This window comes from Streptomyces sp. NPDC059828 (genome assembly GCF_042731955.1).
In the GTDB taxonomy this organism is placed as follows: domain Bacteria; phylum Actinomycetota; class Actinomycetes; order Streptomycetales; family Streptomycetaceae; genus Streptomyces.
This window is the reverse complement of the sequence record NZ_JBHWIW010000008.1, coordinates 154,062-177,419: the sequence shown is the minus strand read 5'-3', so window position 1 is coordinate 177,419 and position 23,358 is coordinate 154,062. Positions and strand designations below refer to the sequence as shown.

General features: G+C 69.5%; 15 protein-coding genes. 5 read left to right on the top strand and 10 right to left on the bottom strand.

The features are described from left to right. Positions 1-499: 499 nt before the first annotated feature. Positions 500-631: a hypothetical protein gene (locus tag ACFV6V_RS07775; protein ID WP_385560614.1), complete on the bottom strand. Its 132-nt coding sequence runs from the start codon at positions 629-631 to the stop codon at positions 500-502. A gap of 229 nt (positions 632-860) precedes the next feature. Between ACFV6V_RS07775 and ACFV6V_RS07770 the strand changes: the two genes are divergently transcribed. Continuing rightward, positions 861-3,530 carry a Helicase associated domain protein gene (locus tag ACFV6V_RS07770; protein ID WP_385560611.1) on the top strand — a complete coding sequence of 890 codons (2,670 nt, stop codon included), beginning with the start codon at positions 861-863 and terminating at the stop codon, positions 3,528-3,530. Positions 3,531-3,685: 155 nt separating this feature from the next. Here the strand turns inward: ACFV6V_RS07770 and ACFV6V_RS07765 are convergent, their stop codons facing one another. Then, entirely contained in the window at positions 3,686-4,612 is a 927-nt protein-coding gene (locus ACFV6V_RS07765; protein ID WP_385560608.1) for a hypothetical protein, read from the bottom strand. A 175-nt stretch (positions 4,613-4,787) separates the two neighbouring features. On the opposite strand from ACFV6V_RS07765, the gene ACFV6V_RS07760 reads away from it, so the two are divergent. Continuing rightward, entirely contained in the window at positions 4,788-5,189 is a 402-nt protein-coding gene (locus tag ACFV6V_RS07760; RefSeq protein WP_385560605.1) for a hypothetical protein, read from the top strand. 572 nt (positions 5,190-5,761) lie between these two features. After that, the gene (locus tag ACFV6V_RS07755) at positions 5,762-6,586 is read left to right on the top strand and encodes a serine peptidase (RefSeq protein ID WP_385560603.1); all 825 of its coding nucleotides are present in this window, start codon (positions 5,762-5,764) and stop codon (positions 6,584-6,586) included. Positions 6,587-6,606: 20 nt separating this feature from the next. Here ACFV6V_RS07755 and ACFV6V_RS07750 read toward each other — a convergent pair whose 3' ends face one another. The 8 genes from ACFV6V_RS07750 to ACFV6V_RS07715 all read right to left on the bottom strand — a co-directional run bounded on the left by ACFV6V_RS07750 (position 6,607) and on the right by ACFV6V_RS07715 (position 19,714). Beyond that, positions 6,607-11,211 (bottom strand): AAA family ATPase, encoded by a 4,605-nt coding sequence (locus ACFV6V_RS07750; RefSeq protein ID WP_385560600.1) that lies wholly within the window; start codon positions 11,209-11,211, stop codon positions 6,607-6,609. After that, positions 11,208-14,162 carry an SAV_2336 N-terminal domain-related protein gene (locus tag ACFV6V_RS07745; RefSeq protein WP_385560597.1) on the bottom strand — a complete coding sequence of 985 codons (2,955 nt, stop codon included), beginning with the start codon at positions 14,160-14,162 and terminating at the stop codon, positions 11,208-11,210. Before ACFV6V_RS07745 ends, ACFV6V_RS07750 begins: the two co-directional genes overlap by 4 nt. Further along, positions 14,159-15,214: an AAA family ATPase gene (locus tag ACFV6V_RS07740; RefSeq protein ID WP_385560594.1), complete on the bottom strand. Its 1,056-nt coding sequence runs from the start codon at positions 15,212-15,214 to the stop codon at positions 14,159-14,161. The genes ACFV6V_RS07745 and ACFV6V_RS07740 overlap by 4 nt, the downstream gene beginning before the upstream one ends. Next, positions 15,205-16,659 (bottom strand): hypothetical protein, encoded by a 1,455-nt coding sequence (locus ACFV6V_RS07735; RefSeq protein ID WP_385560591.1) that lies wholly within the window; start codon positions 16,657-16,659, stop codon positions 15,205-15,207. The genes ACFV6V_RS07740 and ACFV6V_RS07735 overlap by 10 nt, the downstream gene beginning before the upstream one ends. Positions 16,660-17,334: 675 nt before the next feature. Further along, entirely contained in the window at positions 17,335-17,598 is a 264-nt protein-coding gene (locus tag ACFV6V_RS07730; RefSeq protein WP_385560588.1) for a hypothetical protein, read from the bottom strand. Positions 17,599-17,871: 273 nt separating this feature from the next. Continuing rightward, entirely contained in the window at positions 17,872-18,390 is a 519-nt protein-coding gene (locus ACFV6V_RS07725) for an RICIN domain-containing protein (protein ID WP_385560585.1), read from the bottom strand. Positions 18,391-18,664: 274 nt separating this feature from the next. After that, positions 18,665-18,967, bottom strand: a complete 303-nt coding sequence (locus tag ACFV6V_RS07720; RefSeq protein WP_385560638.1) for a hypothetical protein — start codon at positions 18,965-18,967, stop codon at positions 18,665-18,667. 96 nt (positions 18,968-19,063) lie between these two features. After that, a complete protein-coding gene (locus ACFV6V_RS07715; RefSeq protein WP_385560582.1) occupies positions 19,064-19,714 on the bottom strand; it encodes a DJ-1/PfpI family protein in 651 nt (216 codons plus the stop codon). Between the two features lie 173 nt (positions 19,715-19,887). Between ACFV6V_RS07715 and ACFV6V_RS07710 the strand changes: the two genes are divergently transcribed. Both ACFV6V_RS07710 and ACFV6V_RS07705 read left to right on the top strand, forming a co-directional pair. Beyond that, complete coding sequence (locus ACFV6V_RS07710) at positions 19,888-20,853, top strand: GlxA family transcriptional regulator (RefSeq protein ID WP_385560580.1); 966 nt, start codon at positions 19,888-19,890, stop codon at positions 20,851-20,853. A gap of 978 nt (positions 20,854-21,831) precedes the next feature. Further along, complete coding sequence (locus tag ACFV6V_RS07705) at positions 21,832-23,088, top strand: protein-glutamine gamma-glutamyltransferase (RefSeq protein ID WP_385560578.1); 1,257 nt, start codon at positions 21,832-21,834, stop codon at positions 23,086-23,088. Positions 23,089-23,358: the final 270 nt, after the last annotated feature.

Here is a 23,358-nt window from a genome sequence, read left to right as displayed (position 1 = left end):
AGTCACACACCACCGGTGCTGCGCACCGGTGGTGACGCTCCGTCTGCTGCGCTTCCGGATCTGTGGGGCTTTGCCCCGTTCTCCCCTGGGTTTCGCTTCGCTCCACCAGGGGTCGGCGGGTCCGCTGCGCTCCCCCGCCTCAACGGTCCTTCCGGCTGTGCCTCCAGGACCTTAGGGCCCGCTGACGCGGGCCGGGCTGGCTACGAGGGTGAGGGGTCGCTCGCTCGTGTCAGGTTTCAGTGTAGCGAGTGCATCAGACTGATGCACCATGTACCGTTGGCAGAAACACGGGACACACAATCGCCGAAGCGAGGTGAGCATGGCAGTTCTCGTGACGAGTCAGAGGGTGATGAATTCATGCTGGAGCCGAATGGGCGCCGCATCCGTGCCGATCCATACGGAGAGTTCGCCTCGTCGCCGACGACGGCGTGGGCGAAGCGCGTCTTGCCCATGCCGGGCATACCGGTGACGGGCTGAGGTGAGCCCCTGCCATGGGGGGCTACCTGGTGTTGACCACGATGACTGCGCTGGCTGCTGCAACGAAGACCCCCACGCCCGTGAGGGCGATCACCAGCGGCTGCGTGAGCGCTGGATGGCGGTAGGCCAGGTACGCCAGTGCGCTGGCGAACAATAAGCAGACCATGACCAGCAGCAAGCCAACTAGCGCAGTGAGACCGGGCACTTGTCGGTTCCTCTCCGGTGAGTTCCATGCGGTCGCAGGTCGGCACACAGTACGGCTGTGCAAAGAGCCCTGCCGGAGGCTCCGCAACCGGGTATCACTGCAGCCCCAGTGGTCACAGCATCACCACAGCATCGTGAAAACCGGCATGGGTAGAAGGTACGCACGAGAAAGAGGCTTGATGTCACCCATCCAGTTGCGAGAACACCAGGTAAGTCAGAAGTCGGCTTTCCGTAGGTGGGTGGGATTTTCTGCAAGGTCACCTGTGCCGCCTCAGGGGGCGCGGGGCACGATCGTGTCGGCGACCGGATCGGGGAAGACAATCACGGCCGCCACGTGCGCGCTGGAGTGCTTCCCGGGCGGCCGGATCTTGGTCACCGTGCCGACCCTGGATCTGCTCGTGCAGACCGCGCAGGCGTGGCGGCTGGTGGGTCACCGGGGGCCCATGGTGGCGGTGTGCTCGCTGGAGGACGACGCGGTGCTGAACGAGCTGGGGGTCCGCGCCACCACGAACCCGATCCAGCTCGCTCTGTGGGCCGGGTCAGGGCCGGTAGTCGTGTTCGCCACGTACGCCTCCCTCGTGGACCGCGAGGACATCGACGCGCCGATGGGCCGGCGGAAGGTTCGCGGACCGCTGGAGGCCGCCCTGGCGGGCGGGGAGCGGCTCTACGGCCAGCGCATGGACGGCTTCGACCTCGCGATCGTGGATGAGGCTCACGGCACGGCGGGTGATCTTGGTCGTCCTTGGGCGGCGATCCACGACAATCAGCGGATCCCGGCGGACTTCCGGCTCTACCTGACCGCGACCCCTCGGATCCTGGCTGCGGCCCGGCCGCAGAAGGGCGCGGCCGGGCAGGAGCTGGAGATCGCGAGCATGGCCGACGACCCCGAGGGCCCCTACGGCGCGTGGCTGGCCGAGCTGGGGCTCTCGGAGGCGATCGAGCGCGAGATCCTCGCCGGATTCGAGATCGACGTGCTGGAGATCCGCGACCCCTCGCCGGTTCTCGGGGAGTCGGAGGAGGCGCAGCGGGGCCGGCGCCTCGCGCTCCTGCAGACCGCGCTCCTAGAGCACGCCGCCGCCCACAACCTGCGCACCGTGATGACGTTCCACCAGAAGGTGGAGGAAGCCGCCGCGTTCGCCGAGAAGCTTCCGCAGACCGCCGCGGCGCTGTACGCCGACGACGCCTCGGATGAGGACCTGGCGGCTGCGGACCGGTTGCCGAAGTCGTCGATCGACGCGGAGTTCTACGAACTCGAGGCCGGTCGCCATGTACCCCCGGACCGCGTCTGGTCGGCATGGCTGTGCGGCGACCACCTCGTCACCGAACGCCGCGAAGTCCTGCGCCAGTTCGCAGACGGCATCGACGCCGACAACCGGCGCGTGCACCGCGCCTTCCTCGCAAGCTGCCGCGTCCTCGGAGAAGGCGTCGACATCACCGGCGAACGGGGAGTCGAGGCCGTGTGCTTCGCCGACACCCGCGGCTCCCAGGTGGAGATCGTGCAGAACATCGGACGCGCCCTGCGCCCGAACCCCGACGGCACCACCAAGGTCGCACGCATCATCGTGCCGGTGTTCCAGGAGCCCGGCGAGGACCCCACCGACATGGTCGCCTCCGCCAGCTTCCGCCCCCTTGTAGCCGTCCTCCAGGGCCTCCGCTCGCACGATGAACGCCTCGTCGAGCAACTCGCCTCGCGCGCCCTCACCAGCGGCAAGCGCAAGGTCCACCTCCAGCGCGATGAGGACGGGCGGATCGTCAGGGTCGGCGGCGAGGTGGGTGCGGACCAGGAGCAGGACGACACGCAGGCCACCGCCGAAGCGGCGCTGCTCCACTTCTCCAGCCCACGCGACACGGCGACCATCGCCGCGTTCCTCCGCACCCGGGTCTACCGGCCCGAGCCCCTGGTGTGGCTGCAGGGATACCAAGCCCTCATTCGCTGGCGGAATGAGCACAAGATCACCGGCCTTCACGCCGTCCCCTACGACGTCGAGGCCGAGGTCGGTGTCACCAAGGCGTTCCCGCTCGGGCGGTGGGTGCACCAGCAGCGCAAGGCGCTGCGGGCCGGCGAGCTGGAGGAGCGGCGCAAAACGCTGCTGGACGCGCCGGAAGCCGGGATGGTGTGGGAACCCGGCGAGGAGGCATGGGAGAACAAGCTCGCCGCTCTCCGCTCCTACCGGCGGGCCACCGGGCACCTCGCACCCCGACAGGACGCCATGTGGGGCGAAGGCGAGGGTGACAGTGAGCAGCTGGGCATCGGACAACTCCTCGCCAACCTGAGACGCAAAGACGGCCTCGGAAAGAACCCCGAACGCGCCGCCACACGCGCGGAACAGCTCACCGCGGTCGATGAGGACTGGAACTGCACCTGGCCACTCGACTGGCAACGTCACCACCGCATCCTCGCGGACCTGGTCGACGCCGACGGCAGCCTCCCCGATATCGCACCCGGCGTACACGTGGACGGCGACGACATCGGCAAGTGGCTCCAGCAACAGCGCAAACCGGGCACCTGGAAGCAGCTGTCCACCGAGCAGCAAGAGCGGCTGACCGCGCTGGGCATCAAACCGCTCGAGACGCCCCCTGCCGCCCCGGCCGCCATGCCGAGGGCGAAGGGGCCCAGCAAGGCGCAACGGGCATTCCAGCGGGGCCTGGCAGCCCTCACGCAGTGGGTGGAGCGAGAGGGGCAACGGCCCGTCCCGCGCAGCCACGCCGAGGAGATCATGGTCGATGGCGAGACGGAGCCCGTGGTCGTGAAACTGGGCGTATGGGTCTCGAACGCCAAATCGAGGCGCGACAAACTCACCCAAGAGCAGCTGACCGCGCTGCGGGAACTAGGTGTCGAATGGGCGTAGAGCGGCTGGGCAAGCGAGGCTAGCCGCTGGCGGGAAGCGGTCAGCGTCGTGCAACCGGTCGGCGGCACGCAGTCGACACGCCTGGTGAAGACATCCGCTATAAGCGGGGGCTTTCTCCTGGCAGTGCCCTCGACATCCCAGAGGAGCATTACGGGTCAGGCGGCGGTTGCTCGTGCCATGCCGCTGATGTGCAGCCAAGCCCGAGCAAGTTCACTGCCGGCTCTCTCGAGGTTGTCGGCTGACCAACCGCAGTGGGCGTACAGGCGTCGCAGCATCGACAGGGTGGCCAGCGGAGCACCCGCACAGCGTTGAGCGGCCTCTTGAGGACTGAACTGCAGTTGTCGGTACACGAAGTGATCTTCGGGTCCGGTGCCCGGGGCTCCTGGCGCGTCCGCGCAGAACATCATCAGGCCATGAGCCTGCCCGTGCGCGACGGCTGAGGTAGCCCGCCACAACAGAGTGCCCAGAGGGCTGCCGCCCGGGGCAACGATCTGTCCAGCTAGGCCTGTGGTGCTGGGCGCTGGTGACGATCCCAGGTAGCAGGGTCTGAACTTATCCGCGATCTTTCCCTTGACAGAGAACCCGTGGTGTCTGGCGGCACGCAGAATCTGCTCGGTGCGTTCTCGCAGATGTTGCAGATGCCGCTGGGCATCGGGTGATGTCTCAAGGTCTGCAACCATGAGTGACTGCTCTTTCAGGCTCTGCAGTCTGTAGTTCATATGGCGACGGACCCGCTCGCGGGCGTCGATGCCCGGCTCAAGGAGAAACCAGGGCTGGGTTGCAATGTCGAGCGCGCCCCGGGCAACGGTGTGCGATGCCATCAGACCTCCAGGCGAAGTGAACAGCAGACCGAGGCTGTCGAGGTGATCCATGACAGCCATGACCGGCGAAATCGCGGCCAGATGCGCGTCATGCACCGGCCGGGCCCCCCACTCCCCCGCCAGACCACGGTCTTCACAAAGTTCCACAGAGCCTGGCGACCCGGGCGCAGCAAGGCCGTTGTACCGGTCGTAGGTGTTGTCGAATTCCTCGCGAAGCGTCTGCAAGGAGCGGCTCAGAACATGCCATGCATCTGTCGTCACAGCAAAACACGGTAGGCCGCAACACGGCTGGAAGCATGCGAATTCCGCGACACCGTGGCTGTGACCTGTTCCGCTGCCCCTGGGGCAGGGGCTGACCGAGCTGGGAACGGCACTCGCTTCCGGGCAGCCGCACGGCATCGTCGGGGAGACGGGGCCCGGGTACGAGCGGGTGCTGATGTTCATCCCGAACCATCCCGAGGAAGGCGTCGGCGCCCTGGCCCGGATCCGTACCGAGGACGGCCCGGACGGCGCCATCGTCTTCGAGCGGCGTGCGGAGCGGCCGATGGCGCTGTGGGCCGAGGCAGGCCAGAACCTGCGCCGCATCGTCCCGCTCCTGGGCCCGGACGCGCCGCCGACCGACGCACCCGAGGAGAGCGTGCCGTGCCCCGGCTGCTACCGCCCCGTCTACGAGAGCTCCTCTTCCGGCATGCTGATCGGCGCCGGGCCGCTGCCGCTGGTCGGCCTGTGCAGGCTGTGCGTCAACGGCACGACGCTGCGCTCTCTGCGGCATGCCGATGTGCCGCTGGACGCGCACCAGCGCGCCGTGCTGGAGAGCGTGGCCGCCGTCCTGGTGTAGCCGAAGGGCAAGACGGCAGCACTCACAGGCGACCAGGCCGCTTCCCGCCACCCGAGAGAGCGCCGAGCCCCCGTCCACCCCGTCGCAGCGCCCGCCGAAGAGGTGGCGCAGGCTTCTTTCGCACTCACGGCCCACAGCCTGAGACGACGGACCTGTGATCCGCGTCCCGGGGGTGCCGTCGTCGAATCGGCTTTGGCGGCCTGCCGGTTGGGTTCCCGCCGTGTGAGTCCCCGTTGATCGACCTGCCGTGGGCCCCCGACTTCCTCGGGGGCCCGAAGACCAGCGGGACCAGCTTGCGTTCGCGTCGAGACAGGCTTCGCGTTCGTGGTGGGACCGGTGTCTGCCACCCGGGCCGCGACACAGAACGCCAGGTGCTCGTTCACTCATCACCGTCGCGCACCGGGCCAGTTGGCGGACTTCGTGGGGGCCCTCGTGGTTGCTTCGGCCGGTGGGTACCGGCCGGTCGTGTCGCGGCGGCGTGAATCGTTCCGCTGTCGGCCGGGTGGTGCCGGCTCTACGCTGAGTCGCAGCAAGTCATTCGTCCCGCATGGGGGGTTGCGATGATCGTCGGCGTGCATGGCATCCGGTGCTACCGCTATCTGGCACGGTCCGGCAGCGTGGAGAAGGCGGCGCAGGCGCTGGCAGCCGAATGGGGTACGGCGCTGGGTGCCGGATACGACGGGGTTTCCTACGAGCAAGGAGGCATCGACGCTGCCTTCTACGCGCATCTGCTGCATCTGGGGACGGCACAAGGCGCGGCGGCCGAGGACCCCGAGCTCCTGGGAGCGACAGGCCGGCAGATGCTCGCGGACTGGGCGACCGCGCTGGGCGCTCCCGATGAGGTCCTCATGGGCCGGGCAGGACTGCCGGTGCGCCAGATCGCCGATTGGATCGCTCGTCGCCACGGTGATCTGGCCAAGCGGGTGGTGGTGCTGTTCTGCCGGGAAGCTGACACCTATGTACGCGATGCCGACTCTCAGCGGCGCGAGCGGGTACGGGACGAGCTGAGCGACGTGTTGGAACGCCGCCGTCCGCGAGTGGTGATCGCTCATTCGCTGGGCAGCGTGGTGGCTTACGAGACCCTGTGGCACCGTCCCGTGGAGCTGGACGTGTTGATCACACTGGGCTCACCGTTGGGTCTGCCGGGGGCGATCCGCGACCGGCTGTCACTCGGGCCGGGCAATGAGGGGCGGATCGGGCAGCGTCCGCCGGGCGTGCGGCGATGGGTGAACGTCGCCGACATCGGGGATGTCGTGGCGATCCCCCGTGACCTCCCCGCTGTCTTTCCCGGCATCGACAGCCACTACGAGGTGAGCCTGGGCGTGGTCGCCTCTCACAAGGCGACGCGATATCTGGCGGTGCCCGAGGTGGCGGCCGAGCTGGCGAGCCTGCGCTGAAGCCCCGGAGCGTCGGCGAGTCACCTGGCGCGGCGCAGGACGACGATCTCCCATTCGCACCCGAGAGCGATCCGATCGCCGCACACCAGCAGCGACTGTACTGCGCCGGGCACGCCCAGGCTGGTGGCGGCGGCGTCCGTGAGCGGGTCCCAGATACGGATGGCACCGTCGTCAGCGGCGACCACCAGCGGGCCGTCCGGCCCATCGCCGCACGCGAGCGCGTTCACTCCGCCGACCGCGGGCAGTGCCTCCCCTCGCTGGCGTACCCGCTGGGGGTCCGACAGATCCCATAGCCTTACGGCGCCATCCTGGCCTCCGGTGACGGCGAACGGAGCGCCGTTGTCCGTTGCGTGGCAGGCCAGCGTGGTGGCCCAGCCCTGATGGGCCTGAACGGGCGGGGCGAGGGGCAGTCCCGTCGCCAGGTCCCACAGGCGCAAGGTGCCATCGTCTCCACAGGACAGCACGGACGGTCGGGTGTCCAGGTCCAGGCACGCCAGCGCGTTGACCCCGCCGATGTGCCCGGCCAGCGGCAGGCCCCGACGGGACCCGTTCGCCACGTCCCACAGGTGCAGCAGTCCGTCCGTCCCTGCCGAGACCAGTGTCGGACGGCCGTCGATACAGGTGGCAGTCAGCGCTTGCACCGGTGTGGTGGCGGGAGTGAACGAGGGTCCGTACGCGGTGCCCTCGCGCAGATCCCAGGCCCGTGGGCGGCCGTCGGCTCCCGCTGTCACCGCCAGCGGGCGCCCTTGCCTGCCGATGATCACCAGATCGTGCACGGAGGCGGGCCGGTCGGCCGTCGTTTCGGCGGGCCCGGTGGGGACGGGCGGGCCGTAGGGCGTGCCCTGTTCCAGGTCCCAGCGGTGCAGCAGGCCGTCGGCACCGGCGGAGACGAGCAGGGTACGCCCGTCGAGATCGGCTCGGGCGAGGGCGGTGACCCATGAGGTATGTCCCGGCGCGGGTGCGTTGCGGGGGCGGTCCAGCGGTATGTGCCAGACCCGCAGTGCGGGGTCGAGTCCCGCCGAGACCAGGATCGGTGGCTGGGCAGGCGGCCGGGTGAGCGCGGTCACCGCGCCCATGTGCCCGACGAACCTGCCCTGTTCGGTGCCGCTCGCGGGGTCCCAGATGCGGATCGTGCCGTCACTGCTGCCGCTCAGCAGCCGTGGTCCTGAGCCCTCGGCATCAGCGGGTCCTCGAGGTCCGTGGGGGGAATCGTCCACGTGGGAGAGGGCGTAGACCGGGCCGTCGTGTGCGGTGGCCGAGGTCGCATGCAGCGTACGGGAGACGGCATCCCAGAGGCGCACATGACCGTCCTCGCCGCCGGTGACCACGTAGGGGCGGTCTCCGATGACGGCGAAGGCGAGCGCGGTCACCTGGCACGGGTGGCGCATGTCCGGAATGGCCGTCTCGTCGAGAGGTGCGCAGAAGCGGATGGTGCCCTCGTCGTCGGCCACCGCGACGAGCGGACCGTCTTCGCCCGACAGGCACGCCATGGCGGTGCTGCGGCCCAGTCCGGTGCGCAGCTCCTCCGGGGGCAGTTTGCCCGTCAGATCCCACATCAGCAGGCGACCGTCCACGTCCGCTGTCACCGCCATCGGTCGTCCCATCACGTCGGCGCAGGTGAGGACTCGCACACCACGTGCGTCGGGAAACAGCGGAGCCGCCGTCCTCAGCGGTTCCAGGCCGGGTAGGGCCCGCGCCTCAGGGGCTCCGTCCGCGGCCACCATCAGCACGACGGGCCGGTCGGCGAGCTGCGTACACGCCAGCGCTCGGATCTCGCCCCGGCAGGGATCGACCGAGCCGCGAACCCGGCCGTGCCGAGCGTCCCACACGCGCAGTCGTCCGCCTCGCGTGCCGGTCACCACGTCGGACGGTCCGGTCGCGGGTGCGGCGAGCGCCGTGACCCGGTCGTCCGGCACGGGGAGGGTGAAGGCGTAGGCGGCGCTGATTCTGCTGGCGGTGGCCCACTGCGGGGGCCATGGCATGGGGGCGCCCTGGCCGGGGCCGGGCTGGGCCAGCCGGTCGGCGAGGGTGCGGGCGCCCTGGCGTACCGCGTCGATGGCCAGGATGTGTCTTCGCCCCTCGTCCGAGATCCTGCGGTGGACGTGGGCGCTGGTGCGATAGACGGTGGAGGCGCTGCGGGCCGACTCCGAAGCGGCGTGGCCCAGTTCCGGGTCGAGCCGGTCGGGGTCCGCGTGGACCAGGAAGCCGGGGTCGGCGCAGAGGGAGTCGAAGCAGCCCGCATCGACGGCGTGCTGGGCGAGGTGACGGCGCAGGTAGTCGTCGAGGTCTGCCCAGCGCGTGCCCTCTGCGCCGCCCGGGCCGCGCAGGGTGCCCAGCAGAGCCTCGTACACCGCCTGCTCGGCCGTCACCCCGGGTGCCGAGTGGCGATCGGGTGTGGCCTGGCCGCGCAACTCGTCCGCGATGCTCTGGTGCAGCAGTCGGTACAGGGCGGTGCCGCGCTCGTCGGTCACGGTGCGCAGGAAGGCACGGAGTTCGTCCAGGAGCCGCACGACTTCCAGGGTCTGGTCGTCGGGGTCCCGGCCGGTGGAGACGTCGCAGGAGGAGTCGGCGGAGGGGTCGGAGGCGGTGGAGCCGAGATCCGGCGGGTCACCGGCGGCTTTCGAGAGGTGGGCCCGGGACGCCCTGCCCGTCCCTTCGCCCGCCCTCGCGTCGTCCCCTTCCATCGCCCCGGGCGGGGAGTCGAAGGCGCCGGCGATCGCGGTCACCAGTCCGACCGGTAGACCGCCGCCCTGAGCGAACGCGAGCGCCGTGAGCACAGGACGGAGCAGATGGTGGGCGTGGTCACCGGCGAACTGCAGGTCCAGCAGGCCCGGCAGGTCCCGGGGTACCTGTTCGCCGAGTCGGCGTGCCGTCTCGGGGTTGCCCAGCGTCGAGGACACGCTCTCCTGGAGAGCGTAGGAGGTGTAGAGGGCGGCGAGGAGGTGCGGGCCGGTGACGGGGGTACGCTCCCGGTCCGTCAGGGCCAGCGCGGTGCCGGCGGCGAACTCCCCGGCGCTTTCGGGTTGATCGGGGCCCAGGAGCCGTTCGACATACGCCCGCAGGTCCGCCTCCAGGACATCGTGCGCCACGGCGTCCAGGTCGACCAGGTCGCCAGTGGCCCGGGCGTCGGCGATCAGGGACAGACAGGGTTCCTCCTCGCGGGCCGCCAGTAGCACCCGGGTCAACGGCTGACCATCGGGCCGGTCCAGGGTGGTCAGGGGCTGGAGCAGATCGCGTACGACTTCCACCGGATCCCGTGCTTCGTCGAGCGCGTCGAGCACCATGACGGGCGGGGGGCCGCTGCGGCGGCTGAGCGCCTCGATCAGACGGCGCGGGTCGGTCTCCGGACCCTGCGGGGAGCCGACCCAACCGGGACCGGTGTCGCCCGTGCGGCTCACCAGCGATCGCACCACCTCGGCGAGTGTGCGCTGGCGCGCGTGGACGGGCAGCGGCGCGGGCCCTGTGGTCGCTTCAAGGCCCAGCGGTTCCCACAACGCCTCCGTTCCAGCCCGCATTTCGGGATGGAACGCGCACAGCAGAACGCCCAGGAGCGCTGACTTGCCCGAACCTGGACTCCCGGTGACGACCATCAGCCGACTCGCTTCGCTCCCGCCGGCGAGCCATCGCCTGACCTTCTCGACCTCTGCTGCCCGGCCGGTGAACAACCCCTGCCGCGCGGCCGGACCGACAGGGAAGCCCGCGCCGCCCTGGGCGTGACGGCGGAAGTGGTGGGCGTCAGCGACCTCGTCGAGCACCGGCGCGGTCGACCCGGACGGCTTGGGAAGCTGCGCCGGGCCCAACTCCGCCGTCCGGTAGCCGGGGTTGGGCAGGAACGGAAGGTCGGGGCCCACGGTGTCGAGCGCACTGACGGTGATGCTCTGGGCGAGCCCGCCCTGTGCCTCGGTGCTCCTCCGCAACCGCTTGCGGACCTCGTCGGCGAACCAGTGGAAACCGATGTGGGGACTGCTCGGATCGAACTGCAACCGCCGTTGCGCCAGTGCGGTCAGCACTTCCGCCACGGCCTCGCTGAACCGGCCGTCCACCGCCATCTCGGCTTCGGCCGAAGCGGCCATGACCCAGGCCCTGTTGGACCCGTCGAGCATCCGCCGCAGTTGCCACTCCAGGCGGGCGGCGGCCCCGGAGTGGCACAGGTCGAGCAGGAACAGAACCAGGGGCCGGCCGGGGAAGTCCTCCACCGCCGCCAGCCAGCCTCCGACCGACGTACGCGCGGTGTGGACGCTGTCGGAACCCAGAACGTACAGGCCACTGGGCCTGAGCACCCCATGGCTGACGACGTGGACGACGACGATGCCGTCCGCGCCGGACGTGGTGAGCCGCTCGTACACGGCGTCGCCAAGCCGTTCGGCAGTCGGTCCGTCCTCGGGAGCCAGTTGTTGGCACCGGTAACCGAAGCAGGGCATTTCCAGCGCCGAGGCCACCGCGGCCACGCGATCCGCGGCGAAGAGCAGCGGATCGGGGCCATCGTCGTCGAGGCCCGATTCCTCGTCGGGCGCGAACCAGCTCACGCCCACATGCAGGGCGACGCGCACCGGTCCGTCACCCGACGGCTCGGGCGTGGTGGGAGCGGGATCGGTCGGCGGGTCTGTGCCGGGAACGGCGGTCACGGCCGTTGCGGTTCCTCGGACTTCGCGCTGTCCGACGTCAATCGGGACACCACGAGGGCGAGTTCGGCAATGGCGGGATCGTCTGCGCCCGCCTGTGCTTCCAGCCGTTTCAAGGCCACGGTGCCCCAGGCGATCGCCCCCGCGGTGTCACCGCGGTCAGCCAGCAGAAGCACCTGGTCGCGTACGGCTTCCCGCACGGCCGGATCGTCATCGCCGAGGGCTCCCATGGGCTCGAGATGCCGGGTCAGGCCCAGGACGCCGTCCAAGTCCGCGGCCGTCGAAGTCGACGGGGACACCGCGGCGTGCCAGGTGATGAACGTGGCACGCGCCAGCCGCTGCGCGGTGTTCACCTCGGCCGCGTCCATGCGCTCCCTGCGCACCCGCCCCACCACAGGGGCCACGAACACGGTCGTCCCATCGGCGGTGCCGGTGACCAGCTCGGTGTCCCCGAGTGCGGCCAGCGCCGAGCGGTACGTCCGTGGCAGGGCCCGCGAGAAGAACCCCGTCGGCACGGGGCCCCCGGCGAGCACGGCGCACAGGTCCAGCAGCTGTTCGGCCGCCGGGCACTCCCGTACGGCGAGGTCCTGAGCGAGCACGCACACCTCGGCCACAGGGTCGTCGAGCGGGGCGGCGGGCTGCGCCCCGGGAGCCGGGTCGGCTCCGAGGGCGGTGAGCAGCACGTCCGGGGCGATACGGGACAGCAGGGCTGCCGCGATCGTCAACGCCCGGGGGACGTCGTCGAGTCTGGCCGCGATCCGCAGCGCGACGGACGGAGTGAGGTCCCGCACCCGATCGCGCAGGAAGCGGATGCTGGTGGCACGCTTGAACGGCGGGACGGCGTGCCGCACGAATTCGCTGGGCCAGTCGTCGTCGACGGAGGTGATCAGCAGAGTTCCGGGCCCGTCGGGCCCCGGCGTGGGAAGGTCCTCAGGGCGGGCGCGGTCCACCACGAGAAGCCATCTCGCGGTGTCCTGTCCGGTGGCGGTCCGCAGCAGGGCCGGTAGTTCGGGTCCGGTGGTGGGGCGTCCGGCCGTCACCCATGCCACATGGTCGTAGGTGTGGCCGTACAGTGCCACGTATCGTGCGGCTGCCGCGGTGGCTCCGCCGCCCTCACGTGCCGTCAGCACCAGACCCGTCCCGCGCCCATTGAACGCGCCTTCGTGGACCTCGGCCAGCAGCTTGTCCCGGTCCAGCAGCGCACCGACCGGCGGCATGATTCCCAAAACGGAACACGTCCCCGTGTCGGCTGTTGCCGGGCCTGTGATGGTGGAGGCCGCGGAACTCATCGTGGACGGGACCGCCTCCTCCAGATGCTGGGCCAGCGCCTCGTACTCACCGCTCAGGTGTCGCAGAGTCTGTGCCGTGACCGTGGCGAAGGGCCGTACCGAGCGGGCGGCGTGGACCGCGGACGCCTCCCTGCCCAGCATGGCCGCGAAGTCGGTGGTCGGGGTGCCGGAGCGCTGGAGTCGGTCGAACAGCCACTCCGTCACGAGGGACAGCGTCTGCAGGACCTGGGTGCGGCGCGCCATGCCCAGCAGGACGTCGCGGACACCGGGACGGAAGTCGAACAGCACAGGCAGCACCTCGTGGGGATCGCTGCCCGCGGCGTCGGTGGCGTCCTGTCCGGCGCGGATGACCAGACCGGTGAAGAGAACCTCGGTGAGCACCGAGGGGCGGGTGTCCCCGCACACCGCTCGTTGTACCAAGCGCATCACGGGCAGGCTCAGGGGCACCGCCGCCAGGTGCGAGGCGAGCCGCATGGCCTGGGGACTGGCACGCTTGCGGAAGGAGTGGACCAACTGCTGGGGGCTCTCCGTCTTCGGGACGGCCGGGGCCGGCGGAACGGGCGGTCTCGCCATGGCAAGGGATTCCGGGACCAGGGTGGCCACGGTGTCCCACGCGGAGGTCTCCCCACTGACCAGAGCAGCCCATGGACCGAGCCAGCGCGGGTCGAGTTCCAGCACGGGTACGGCCATGGTGCGCGGCGTGGGCCGATGGCTGCCCAGCGGGGTCACGGCGAGGCGCGCGTTGGGAGCGCCGGGCATGTCGGAGCCGAGCCGAACGTTGTGGAAGCTCAGCGCGCTCTGCTTCCACATCCGGCGCGGCAGGAGGTGGACCAGCGCGACCGGGCCGGACTGTCCCCAGGTGCGCAGCAGCCGGCCCAGGGTTCCGTCCGCCCAAGACGGGCTGACGCAGTCGGACGCCACCAGGACGACGCGCCGCCCGGTGGGGTCGACGATCTCGAGGGGGCTCCGGTCCGTGTGGCGGTCGCCCTGCCCGGTGGCGGGCGGGCGCAACACGATGCCGTGGTGAGGAATCTCCTCGGTCGGCAGCAGCCAGTGCTGCACGGAGCGGAATGCCCCGACGCTGCTCAGCACGGAAAGGAACTCGCGGATCGTGTCTCGCCAGACCATCATGGACATCGAGTCGTCCACCACCAGCACCAGGTCCAGCCAACGGCTGGGCGCGGGGCGCAGTACGGGGGACCACTGGGCGGTATCGACGATGCCCTCCACCGTGGCCTCCTCGTCCAGCACGGTCTCGGTCCGCGACGGGACCCGCCGGGTGAGCGGGCGAAGCGAGCGGGCGAGTGCGGCTCGCCGCGGCAGGGCGGCCGGTGCGCGCAGCCGAATCCGTTCGCCCCCGACATCCCCTTGTGCGGGACGCGCTTCGGGCACGTACAGCATCATCGTGCCGCCCGGCCGAAGACGGTCCCGCTCCGCTCCTGGGGCGGTGACGGGTGGTTCCGGCTCCGTCAGGTCCCATGGCCGCGCATCCGCTGTCGGCGGCGGGGGTGCGGTCACGGCAGGAGCGGAGGGGGCGGTCTCGTTCGGTCCGTACGTGGCCGTCGGTGGCCCGATGTGCTCCGCAAGCCACAGCACGTCTGCCAGTTGTTCGGCCTCGGGGTCCTCCCCGAGAAGCCGCAACAGCTCGGCCAGTCGGCTGATCATGTGCCCGGCCCGAGCGGCCTGAGCAGCAGGCGCACCAGCTCCTCGCGGTCCGCGGCGGAGCCGTCACCGAGGGAGAGATAGATGGCGTTGAGGAGCTGGTCGGTGGAGACCAGCCCCTCGTCGCGGTTGCGCAGGAAGGTCCCGATGAGCTCCCGGGCACGTCCGGTTGCGTCCACCCCGAGATGCGCCTCGACGATTCGGGCGAGCTTCTCGTCGTCCGGTTCGACCAGCTCCAGTGATACGCAGCGGCGCAGGAAGGCGGGCGGGAACTCGCGTTCTCCGTTGCTCGTGATGACCACGAACGGGAACTCGCTGCACTGCACGCGCCCGTGGACGACTGCCGCGACGCCACCGGGGTCATCGGTCAGTACCTCCACGGTGCGCTCCCGGGCCAGACGCATGAGTTCGGGAATCTCGAAGTCCCCTCCTTCGAAGACGTGGAGGAGGTCGTTGGGGAGGTCGATGTCGCTCTTGTCCAGCTCGTCGACGAGGAGTACGCGCGGGTGAGGTGAGGGCAGCAAGGCCGTACCGAGCGGCCCCAGTCGCAGGTAGGTGCCGATGTCGGATCCCTCGTCGACGAGCGGAGGGTCTTCAGGCCGGGGCTGGGGGCGCGCGGCGGCGAGGCGGCCCGCCTCCCGCAACCGCCCGATCGCGTCGTACGTGTACAGGCCGTCCTTGAGCGACGTGCGACTGGTGATCGGCCAGCTGAGCACTCGGCCGAGCCCGAGTTCATGGGCGACGTGATGGGCGAGGCTGGATTTGCCGGTGCCTGGCCGACCGGTGACCAGCAGCGGTCGGCGCAGCAACAGCGCGGCGTTGACCGCCTGCACTGTGTGCGGATCCGACTGGTACGAGCGGGCCCGCATGGCGGAACGTTCCATGGCGCGGTCGGCGGACCGCCCTTGGGCCACGTTCCGCCAGGGAGGCGGCTCGGGCAGCCGCTGGATCCCTTGGTGAGGCTCGCCGTGTCCCTGATAGATGTACCAGTCCTGCACGATGTTCTGCTCCTCCCGGGCCGCAGTCCGGCTGTTGCCGTCGGGTGCTACGGCCATCTCAGAGCGCCTCCGGCTCCGACGGTGCTGTTCGGATCGTCCCAGAGAAGTGTGATGTGCCGTCCCGATTCCAGCTCTGCCGACCGTAGCGCCTCCGCACGCAACGACCGTACTCGTTCAGGTAGTTGATCAAATCTGCCACCATGCATCAGTCTCCGTGCGGTCCGCCGGAACGCGTCTCGCGGTACGTGCTCGGCTTGGCCCGTCCTTCGGTCCCAGAGAGCCACCGGGACCCCGGCGTCGAGTGCCGTGGCGAGCAGGTCCGCCGCGGCGGCGTCCGGCACGGCCCCGGTGTCCGACGGCTCCAGGACCACGGCGCCGGCGGCGGCCGGGACGGATCGCGGGTCGTTCCCGCTGGGCCGTCGCGCTCCCTCCTGGTCCCACCACAGGACGTTGCGCTCCGGCAGTACCCCGTCACCGGTGAAGGCGTCCCAGCGCCGGACCCATTCCTGGTGGGCAAGCGGGTCGTTGGCGCGTTCGAGATCGCGGACGACGACTGGGCAGCGGACGCCGAGGACGGGTGCCACGGACCCGCCGTCGGAGTCCCGGCTGTCCACCACCCATTCGTCGACGGGCAGATTCAGCAGGAACCGCGGCAGGAGGAACTCGACACGCCCGGGTGGGCGGCCACCTGTGTAGTCCATGACAACCGTCATGAATTCGCCCATCATGGACGGAACTTGGGACAGCGGCCTGGGCTCGTCCTCCTGGAGCAGCGGCAGCCATCCGTCCTCCCCGTACCCCAGCCAGGCCGACAACAGGCAGGCGTCGCCCCGAGGCAGATAGGGCTGGAGACTGAGCACGAGCAAAGCCTCGTCGTCGACGGGCCTCTCCGGAGCCCGGTCGGGTGCCGGGGGCGGGTGGCGAAGCCCCAGGCGGCGTGTGAGCCTCGCGTTCCATCGGTACAACGCATCCCGCACATGCTCCGGCATGCGGGGGTCCGCCTCCAGCTCCTGGGCGAACCGCACCACGCGGGGTACCTCGCCTCGTGGTGCGGGCAGATCCTCCAGCACGGCCACGGCCTCGTCCGCATCGTCCGGTAGACGTTCGGCCACCGGGCTCGCCGCCCCGAGGTAGGCCGCCAGCCAGGGCCGGCCGGGCTCCGAGCCCAGGATGGCCACCAGTTCGCGCCGCTCCTCCTGCCGCAACTCCAAGGGGATGGCCAGAGCATCGACGAGCTGCCGGAACCGCTCCACCCTGCGGTCGTCGCCATGGAACGCCATGAGCAGCTCGACCAGCGCGCTGAGTCCGCCCGGGACGTGCTGACATTCCCGAACGACCGCGACGGCTTCCTGACGCACGGATACATGGCGCGGGATGCGAGCCGCGATGTGCGGCCCCAGTTCACCGACGATGACCGCGCGTGTGGGGCCGTCACGGAATCCGTCCAAGGCGACCAGGATGTCGGCCAGTTCCAGCACCCCCCGCGCATCCAGGTGCTGCATCAGGAAAGCGGTCCGCACGCCGTACCGACTGCCGCCATTCCGCGCCTCCGGGATTCGGGGTGATGCACATGCGGGCCAGGCCAATTGTAGGGAGAGGAACCAACTCGTGCGGTGCACTTCAGGGTTTCGAAGCGCACCCGGGCAGCAGCGTCCTGGCCCGCGACCTCGCCGGTCACGCCCGCCGCTCACTCGACTCACTCGATGGACGGCAACCCGCCGTCGCCGAAGCCTGGCTGACCCGCGTGGAACCTCGCGGCCTGCCGTCGCCGGTGACCGGCGCGCAGCCGCCCGGTCACCGGCCGGCCCTGAGTTTCGCGTCCCATGCCATGGCGGTGTGACGTGTCCGTGGTTGCGTGTCCGGCCCTGCGGATGGCGGGTAGGCCCGCGTGGCCCGTGAGCGAGCGGCGATGATCGCCCGATCGTGGTGCGCATGAGGTGTGGCCAGGCCGTTCGGCGACGACAAGGCGTAGCTGCTCACGGTCGGCCCGCGTCCGTCATCACAGTGAAGACACGCGAAGAGCGCACCTCGTACGACTCCCGAGACATCCGACCGCACCGGCGGGGTGCCGTTGACGAACGGCACCCCAACCGACATGGAGCTGAGCACGATGATCTGCGGGTGCCGACGTGCGAGATCGGCGGCCGTCGAGGTCGCGGTCGCCGCCTCATGCGTGGTCAGCGCAGAATGTCGGCCCAGTGAGCCAGGACTGCGGGAAGCTCCTCGGGGTCCACCCAGGCCCGAAACAACTGGGCTGCGGAGACCCGATTCTCCGGGTGGCCGAAGTAGGCGCCGACGATCGCGCGATCGTGCATGAGAGCGTCCTCTCGCACCCCGAACCGCTCCTTCCATACGAACACGAATCCCTGACGGTAGGTCAGAGGTCCGATCTCGTACATGTCTTTGCATTCGACGTCTTCAAGGTCTCCGTTTACGTTCATGGCTCGGACCCTAGACCGGGCCTGCTGCCACTGGGGCACGTCGGTGTGATCCGGCCAGATGGAGGGCTCATTCAGCGCTGCCTCTGCTCCGTGACCTCCAGCCCTACGGCGAGGTGCGGGGTCACGGCGGTGATGTCGGCCGTTTGATGCAACGTGAAGCCGCAGTCCGGCACGACTGTCCAGCACGGCCGCATCGATCTTTCCCCATGGACGAACCGGGCCACACCCAACTGACTTCGACGCACCGTTCAACGCCGGATGTCAAGGATCAAGCTATCCCCTGTTCCAGAGCTGGTGACTGGCGCCGGTGCAGGTCGCCTGGCCTACCTCACGCCGGCTTCCCGACGGCTGCCCCATGTCCTGCAGACACTTGCCGCTGCTGAGGTTCCGCACCAGCACAAGGCGTGGCGCGACCAGTTCCAGTCGCCACTGCTGGCCCCCGCTGCCGTTGCATGTCCACTGGACGACGCCCGAACCCTCATCGGCGCCACCCCGTGTGTCCACACACTTCCACGCGTGTCTGGTGAAGAGTGCCCACCCACCCATGTTCGTCTGCCCATAGCCGAACTTCTGGTTGGAGTTGCCGTTGCAGTCGAACTGCTGGATGACAGCACCATCCGCAGTGGAACGGGCACGCACATCAAGGCACTTGAGAGTGGCCGAGTTCTGCAGACTGGTCCACAGCACGTCCGGGTCGGCGCCGGGCGCCGCCTGCGCGGGCCCGGCGGAGGTGAGTGTTCCGACGATCAGAGCCGATAAGGAAAGGGCAATGTGCAGAGGACGAACACGCATGACAACTCCCCAGCATGGTTACCGAAAGGACTCACGAGACACACTCCGTGCGCCTGAGGTGACGTGCCGCTCATCAGATCCGATGCGACAGGGCCACAGTGACAAGGGAATCGGCCATTCCTTCCCCGTACGGCGAGGAGGTGCTTGTTCCACAGCCGCCGCAGTGTAGGAAGCGGTCTGGACGACGCCGATTGCGCGCCATGTAGGGGACGTGGCGCGGCGCGCCCCGCCACTCCCTCGCGGTCATACGCGGGCCGGGTTCCCGGTGGGTCACTCAGCGTGTGCCGGGGTGCTTGCGAACACCCGTCACACGCGAGCGGGGCAGCCGCCCGGCACGGGAGTGCCCGTGCATCTCGTCGCCCGCGACCAGGACGTCGAAGTCGAGGTTCAACCGCATCGGCTTGGTGATCGACTGACGCCAGGTGAGACGTTCTCCCGCGTCGGCCCGGAGAACGCGGACATCGCTCAGCTCGACCGTCTCGGCCTTGCCGACAGCGACTCCGCGCAAGGCTCCGTCGTGCTCGGTGAAGGTCATCTCGGCATCGATGCTGCCGATGGGGGTGCGCATGGTCAACATCCAGATACCGGGAATCGTGCTCACAGGGTGCTCCTCATGTCGGATGGCGTGGAGGGATCGGATTGCGGGTGCGGTGCGGATGCGAGCGGGCAGCGGTCACGCGCGGGCCGGACAGGGCTGCCGGTCGCGCCAGACCGTGCCGCGGCGCTCGTACGCGAACAGGCGCTCCACCGCGAGAGCCACGTGCGGCCCGTAGTGGCGCTCCAGGAGGTAGAGGGCAAGGTCGAGGCCTGAGGTGACTCCGCCCGAGCTGACCAGGTCGCCATCGTCGACGACACGGGCGTCGACCACATGGACTCCGGTGGCGTCCAGGACGTCGTTGCCCAGGTGGTGTGTGACAGCCGAGCGCCCTTCGAGCAGGCCGGCCATCGCCAGGGCCAGAGAGCCGCCGCACACGGTGGCGACAGTGGTCTGCGGTGCTTCGAACGCGCGGCGGACCAGGTCGGGCAGCGCGGTCGTGCCCAGCCGGGCCAGCAGGACGGGGATCGTGACGGCGTCCGGTTCTCCCTCGATAGCCCCCGCGGCACCGGGGACGATCACGAATCCCGGCTCTTCGGGGCGCAGCACATCGGTGGCTTCGAGGTGGAGCCCGCGAGTGCCGCTGCGGACGCCGCCGACGGACTCGATGCCGACCAGGCGGACATCGAGGGAACCGCCGATCTCATCCGATCCGGCGCTGAGCACTTCGAACGGGGCGATCGCATCGAGCGGATCAAAGCCATCGAACAGGACGATCTGAGCGATCATGACGATCCCTTCCATGGAGGACTGCGCCCGCAGAACTGGGGTGGAGATACAGGTGCGGAGCACCGGCTCGCCTGCGGACACAGGAAACGCTAGGAGCACCGTGGTGTGATCGACAGCGGCGGATCTGACATACACCGTCATGATCCCGCCACGCGTTCGTCTACCGTTGAGGTATGCACTCCGTGGCCGTACTCGCTCTCGACGGCGTGATCCCGTTCGACCTCGCCACACCTCTCGAGGTGTTCGGCCGGACCGTCGATGCGAGCGGCGGATCCGCCTACGAACTGCTGGTGTGCGGCCCGCGGCGAAGCGTTGACGCCGGGCCGACGAGGCTGTCCGTCCCGCACGGCCTCGACCGCCTGGTCCGCTGCGACACCGTGGTCGTACCGGGCCGCAGCGATCCTGGGCAAACGCCCCCTGCCCACGTGCTCGACGCACTGCGGGCGGCGGCGGACCGCGGCGCACGGCTCGCGTCCATCTGCGTCGGCGCGTTCGACCTGGCGGCAACCGGCCTGCTCGACGGATTGCGCGCCACCACTCACTGGCGCGCCGCTCCGCTGCTCGCCGCGCGTCATCCCCGCGTCGAGGTGGACAGTGCGGCCCTGTTCGTCGACAACGGGCGAATCCTGTGCTCGGCCGGCGCCGCCGCGGGCCTGGACCTCTGTTTGCACATGGTGGGGCGCGACCACGGCGGTGCGGTGGCCGCGGAGTCGGCCCGTACCGCGGTCGTGCCACTGACCCGGGAAGCGGGCCAGGCGCAGTTCATCACCGACGACCACTTGGGCTCCTCCAGCCTCACGGCCACGCTCCACTGGATCGAGGAGCGGGCCTCGCGTCGGCTGACAGTGGAGGAGATCGCCCGCGCGGCCACCGTCAGCACACGCACCCTCAATCGCAGGTTCGCCGACGAGCTCGGTGTGACCCCGAGCCTCTGGCTCGTCCGGGCCCGTGTGCGCCGCGCGCAGCGTCTCCTGGAGACCACCGACTGGCCCGTCGAGCGCGTCGCCCGCGAGTGCGGGCTCGGCTCCGCGGGCAACCTGCGCGCCCGGTTCGCGGCCATCGTCGGTACGACGCCCGCGCGCTATCGGGCCGCTCTCACCTCGCGGGCCTTCCCTCATCCGTCCGCCGGTACGTGCTAGGGGTCACCGGTGTGACCACCCCGATGTGCACACGCCATGGGCGCCACCGTCCCTGACAGCCCTTCCCAGCGACCGAGGGCCGGGCAGCCGGAGGGGGCCTTACCAGCCGTTTCACAGGCGGGTGGCACGAGTGACAAGGCTGTCGGCGGAGTGAAGCGGGCGACGGCTCCCAGCGGCGAGTGGCGGAGATCTTGCGGTGCTGGAGGCCGGAGTGGTTCGCATGGCTCCGACCCGCCGCGTGCTGACCGCCACTTCCGCAACTGGTCAGGCACCGCTCCGCCAACTCCTCAGCCCGGTCTGCGGCACCGCCATTGGACACTCCGCGGGTTCCATTACGTCGTTGGTTCCCGCCTGGACGCGGACCCTGTGCCAGGGGCAAGGAGAACGGTGCCAATCCGCATGCCGAGCCGGGCCGGCTCGGAGTGGTGACCGAATACCCCCCTATGTGACAGCGTGGCCGATTCTGAAGCCGCGGTGTTGTCCGGGGGTTGGCACCCGGTCATGATCCTTTCTCGTACAACCCGACCATCGATGCGGGAGCCGAGATGTGATGCACCAAACCTCCACGAAACGGACTGGACAGCCTGCGGGCCGCCATCAGGTGCCCGTGTCCCCGCAGGCCACTGTGCCGGGGTCCAGTCCCGGACTGTCGAGCTCCGTCGCGCAGAGGACGCCGCAAAACGCTCATTCCGCTTGACTCCAACGCAGGCCATCTCAGCTTCCTTCGCGCAACGGGTACCGAGCACGCGGACGCTTACCCCGGCCAGGTGTACCTGACGGCGTCAGCTTCATGCGCTCCGCCTCGCGCACCGCAGTCCGCTGATGCGGCCCGCGCCACCCGATCCGCGACGCGTCGAAGTCACCGCCCCACTGTCTCGCGCACATCCCCCGCGTCTCGAACGCGCCCCCTCCACTGCGCCCTTCCTCTCGCATGCCATCGCTTCATGACGTTTCACCGCAAAGGAGTTCTTGATTTTCATGCACGAACGCTCGAGGATTCTCGCCTTCACCACTGTGGGCGTACTGATGTGCACGGCTGGTCTCATGCCGTCGGTCAGCCAGGCAGCCGACAGGGTCGAGAGGGAGAACGGAGAGTCCTACGCCGAAGAACACGGCCTGACGGCAGATGACATCAGGCACATCAATGCTCTGAACGAGGCGGCTCTGCATCTGAGTCGGGTCGGCAAGCCCTCAGGACCGTCGCTGCCGAGTGCCATCGAATCACTCAGGGCCTCCGCAGCGGCGAGCGGCAGGGTGACACCTCCCGCCGAGCCGCTTGACAGCATGCCCGAGGCGTACCGGGCGTACGGAGGCAGGGCGACTACGGGCATCAGCAACTTCATACGTAAGTGGCAGCAGGTCTACAGCCAACGCGACGGCCAGGCACGGCAGATGACCGAAGCGCAGCGGGAGCAGCTGTCCTACGGTTGTGTGGGTGTCACCTGGGTCAACTCAGGCCCATACCCGACGAACAGACTGGCGTTCGCCTCCTTCGACGAGGACAAATACAAGAACGCTCTGGAGAACACGGCCCCCAGCGCAGGCGAGACGCGTGCCGAGTTCGAAGGGCGCATCGCCAAGGAGAGCTTCGACGAAGGCAAGGGCTTCAAGCGGGCTCGTGATGTGGCATCAGTCATGAACAAGGCCCTGGAGAGCGCCCACGACGAGGGGACGTACCTCAACAACCTCAAGGCGGAACTCACAAAGAGCAATGACGCTCTGCGCAACGAGGACGCCCGCTCGAACTTCTACGCGGCCCTCAGGAACACACCTTCCTTCAAGAGCGGGGACGGGGGCAACTACGACCCGTCCAAGATGAAGGCGGTCATCTACTCCAAGCACTTCTGGAGCGGACAGAATCCGCAGAGCTCCTCCGACAAGAGGAAGTACGGCGACCCGGCCGCTTTCCGCCCCAGCACGAGCACCGGCCTGGTCGACATGACGGAGGACAGGAACACCTCGCGTAGCCCCGGCAACCCCGGTGAAAGCTATGTCAACTTCGACTACGGATGGTTCGGCGACCAGAAGGAATCGGATCACAACGAGACCGTGTGGACCCACGCCAACCACTATCACTCACCCAACGGCGGCATGGGTCCCATGAAGGTGTACGAGAGCAAGTTCCGGAACTGGTCTGCCGGATACGCAGACTTCGACCGCGGGACCTACATCATCACGTTCATACCCAAGAGCTGGAACACTGCCCCCGCCAAGGTGACGCAGGGCTGGCCGTAACACCGGACCCCCACAGGAGCACAGCCGGACTGCCCCCGCCGACCGCCGACCGCCGACCGCGGACCGCGGACCGCACGATCACCACGCCCGCGGTGCCATCACGTCAGTCCCGTCGATGCGCGCGAGACCAGCGCGCTTGAGCCACTCGGCAGATCCACCTGTCCAGGTGCTCGCCTGCCACGTTCACCGGGCAGGCGGAGGGCCGGGGGGCCCCCCCCCCCCGCGCCCCCCCCCCCGAGGGCATACGCCCGCCAGGACGGCGCCCCCGGC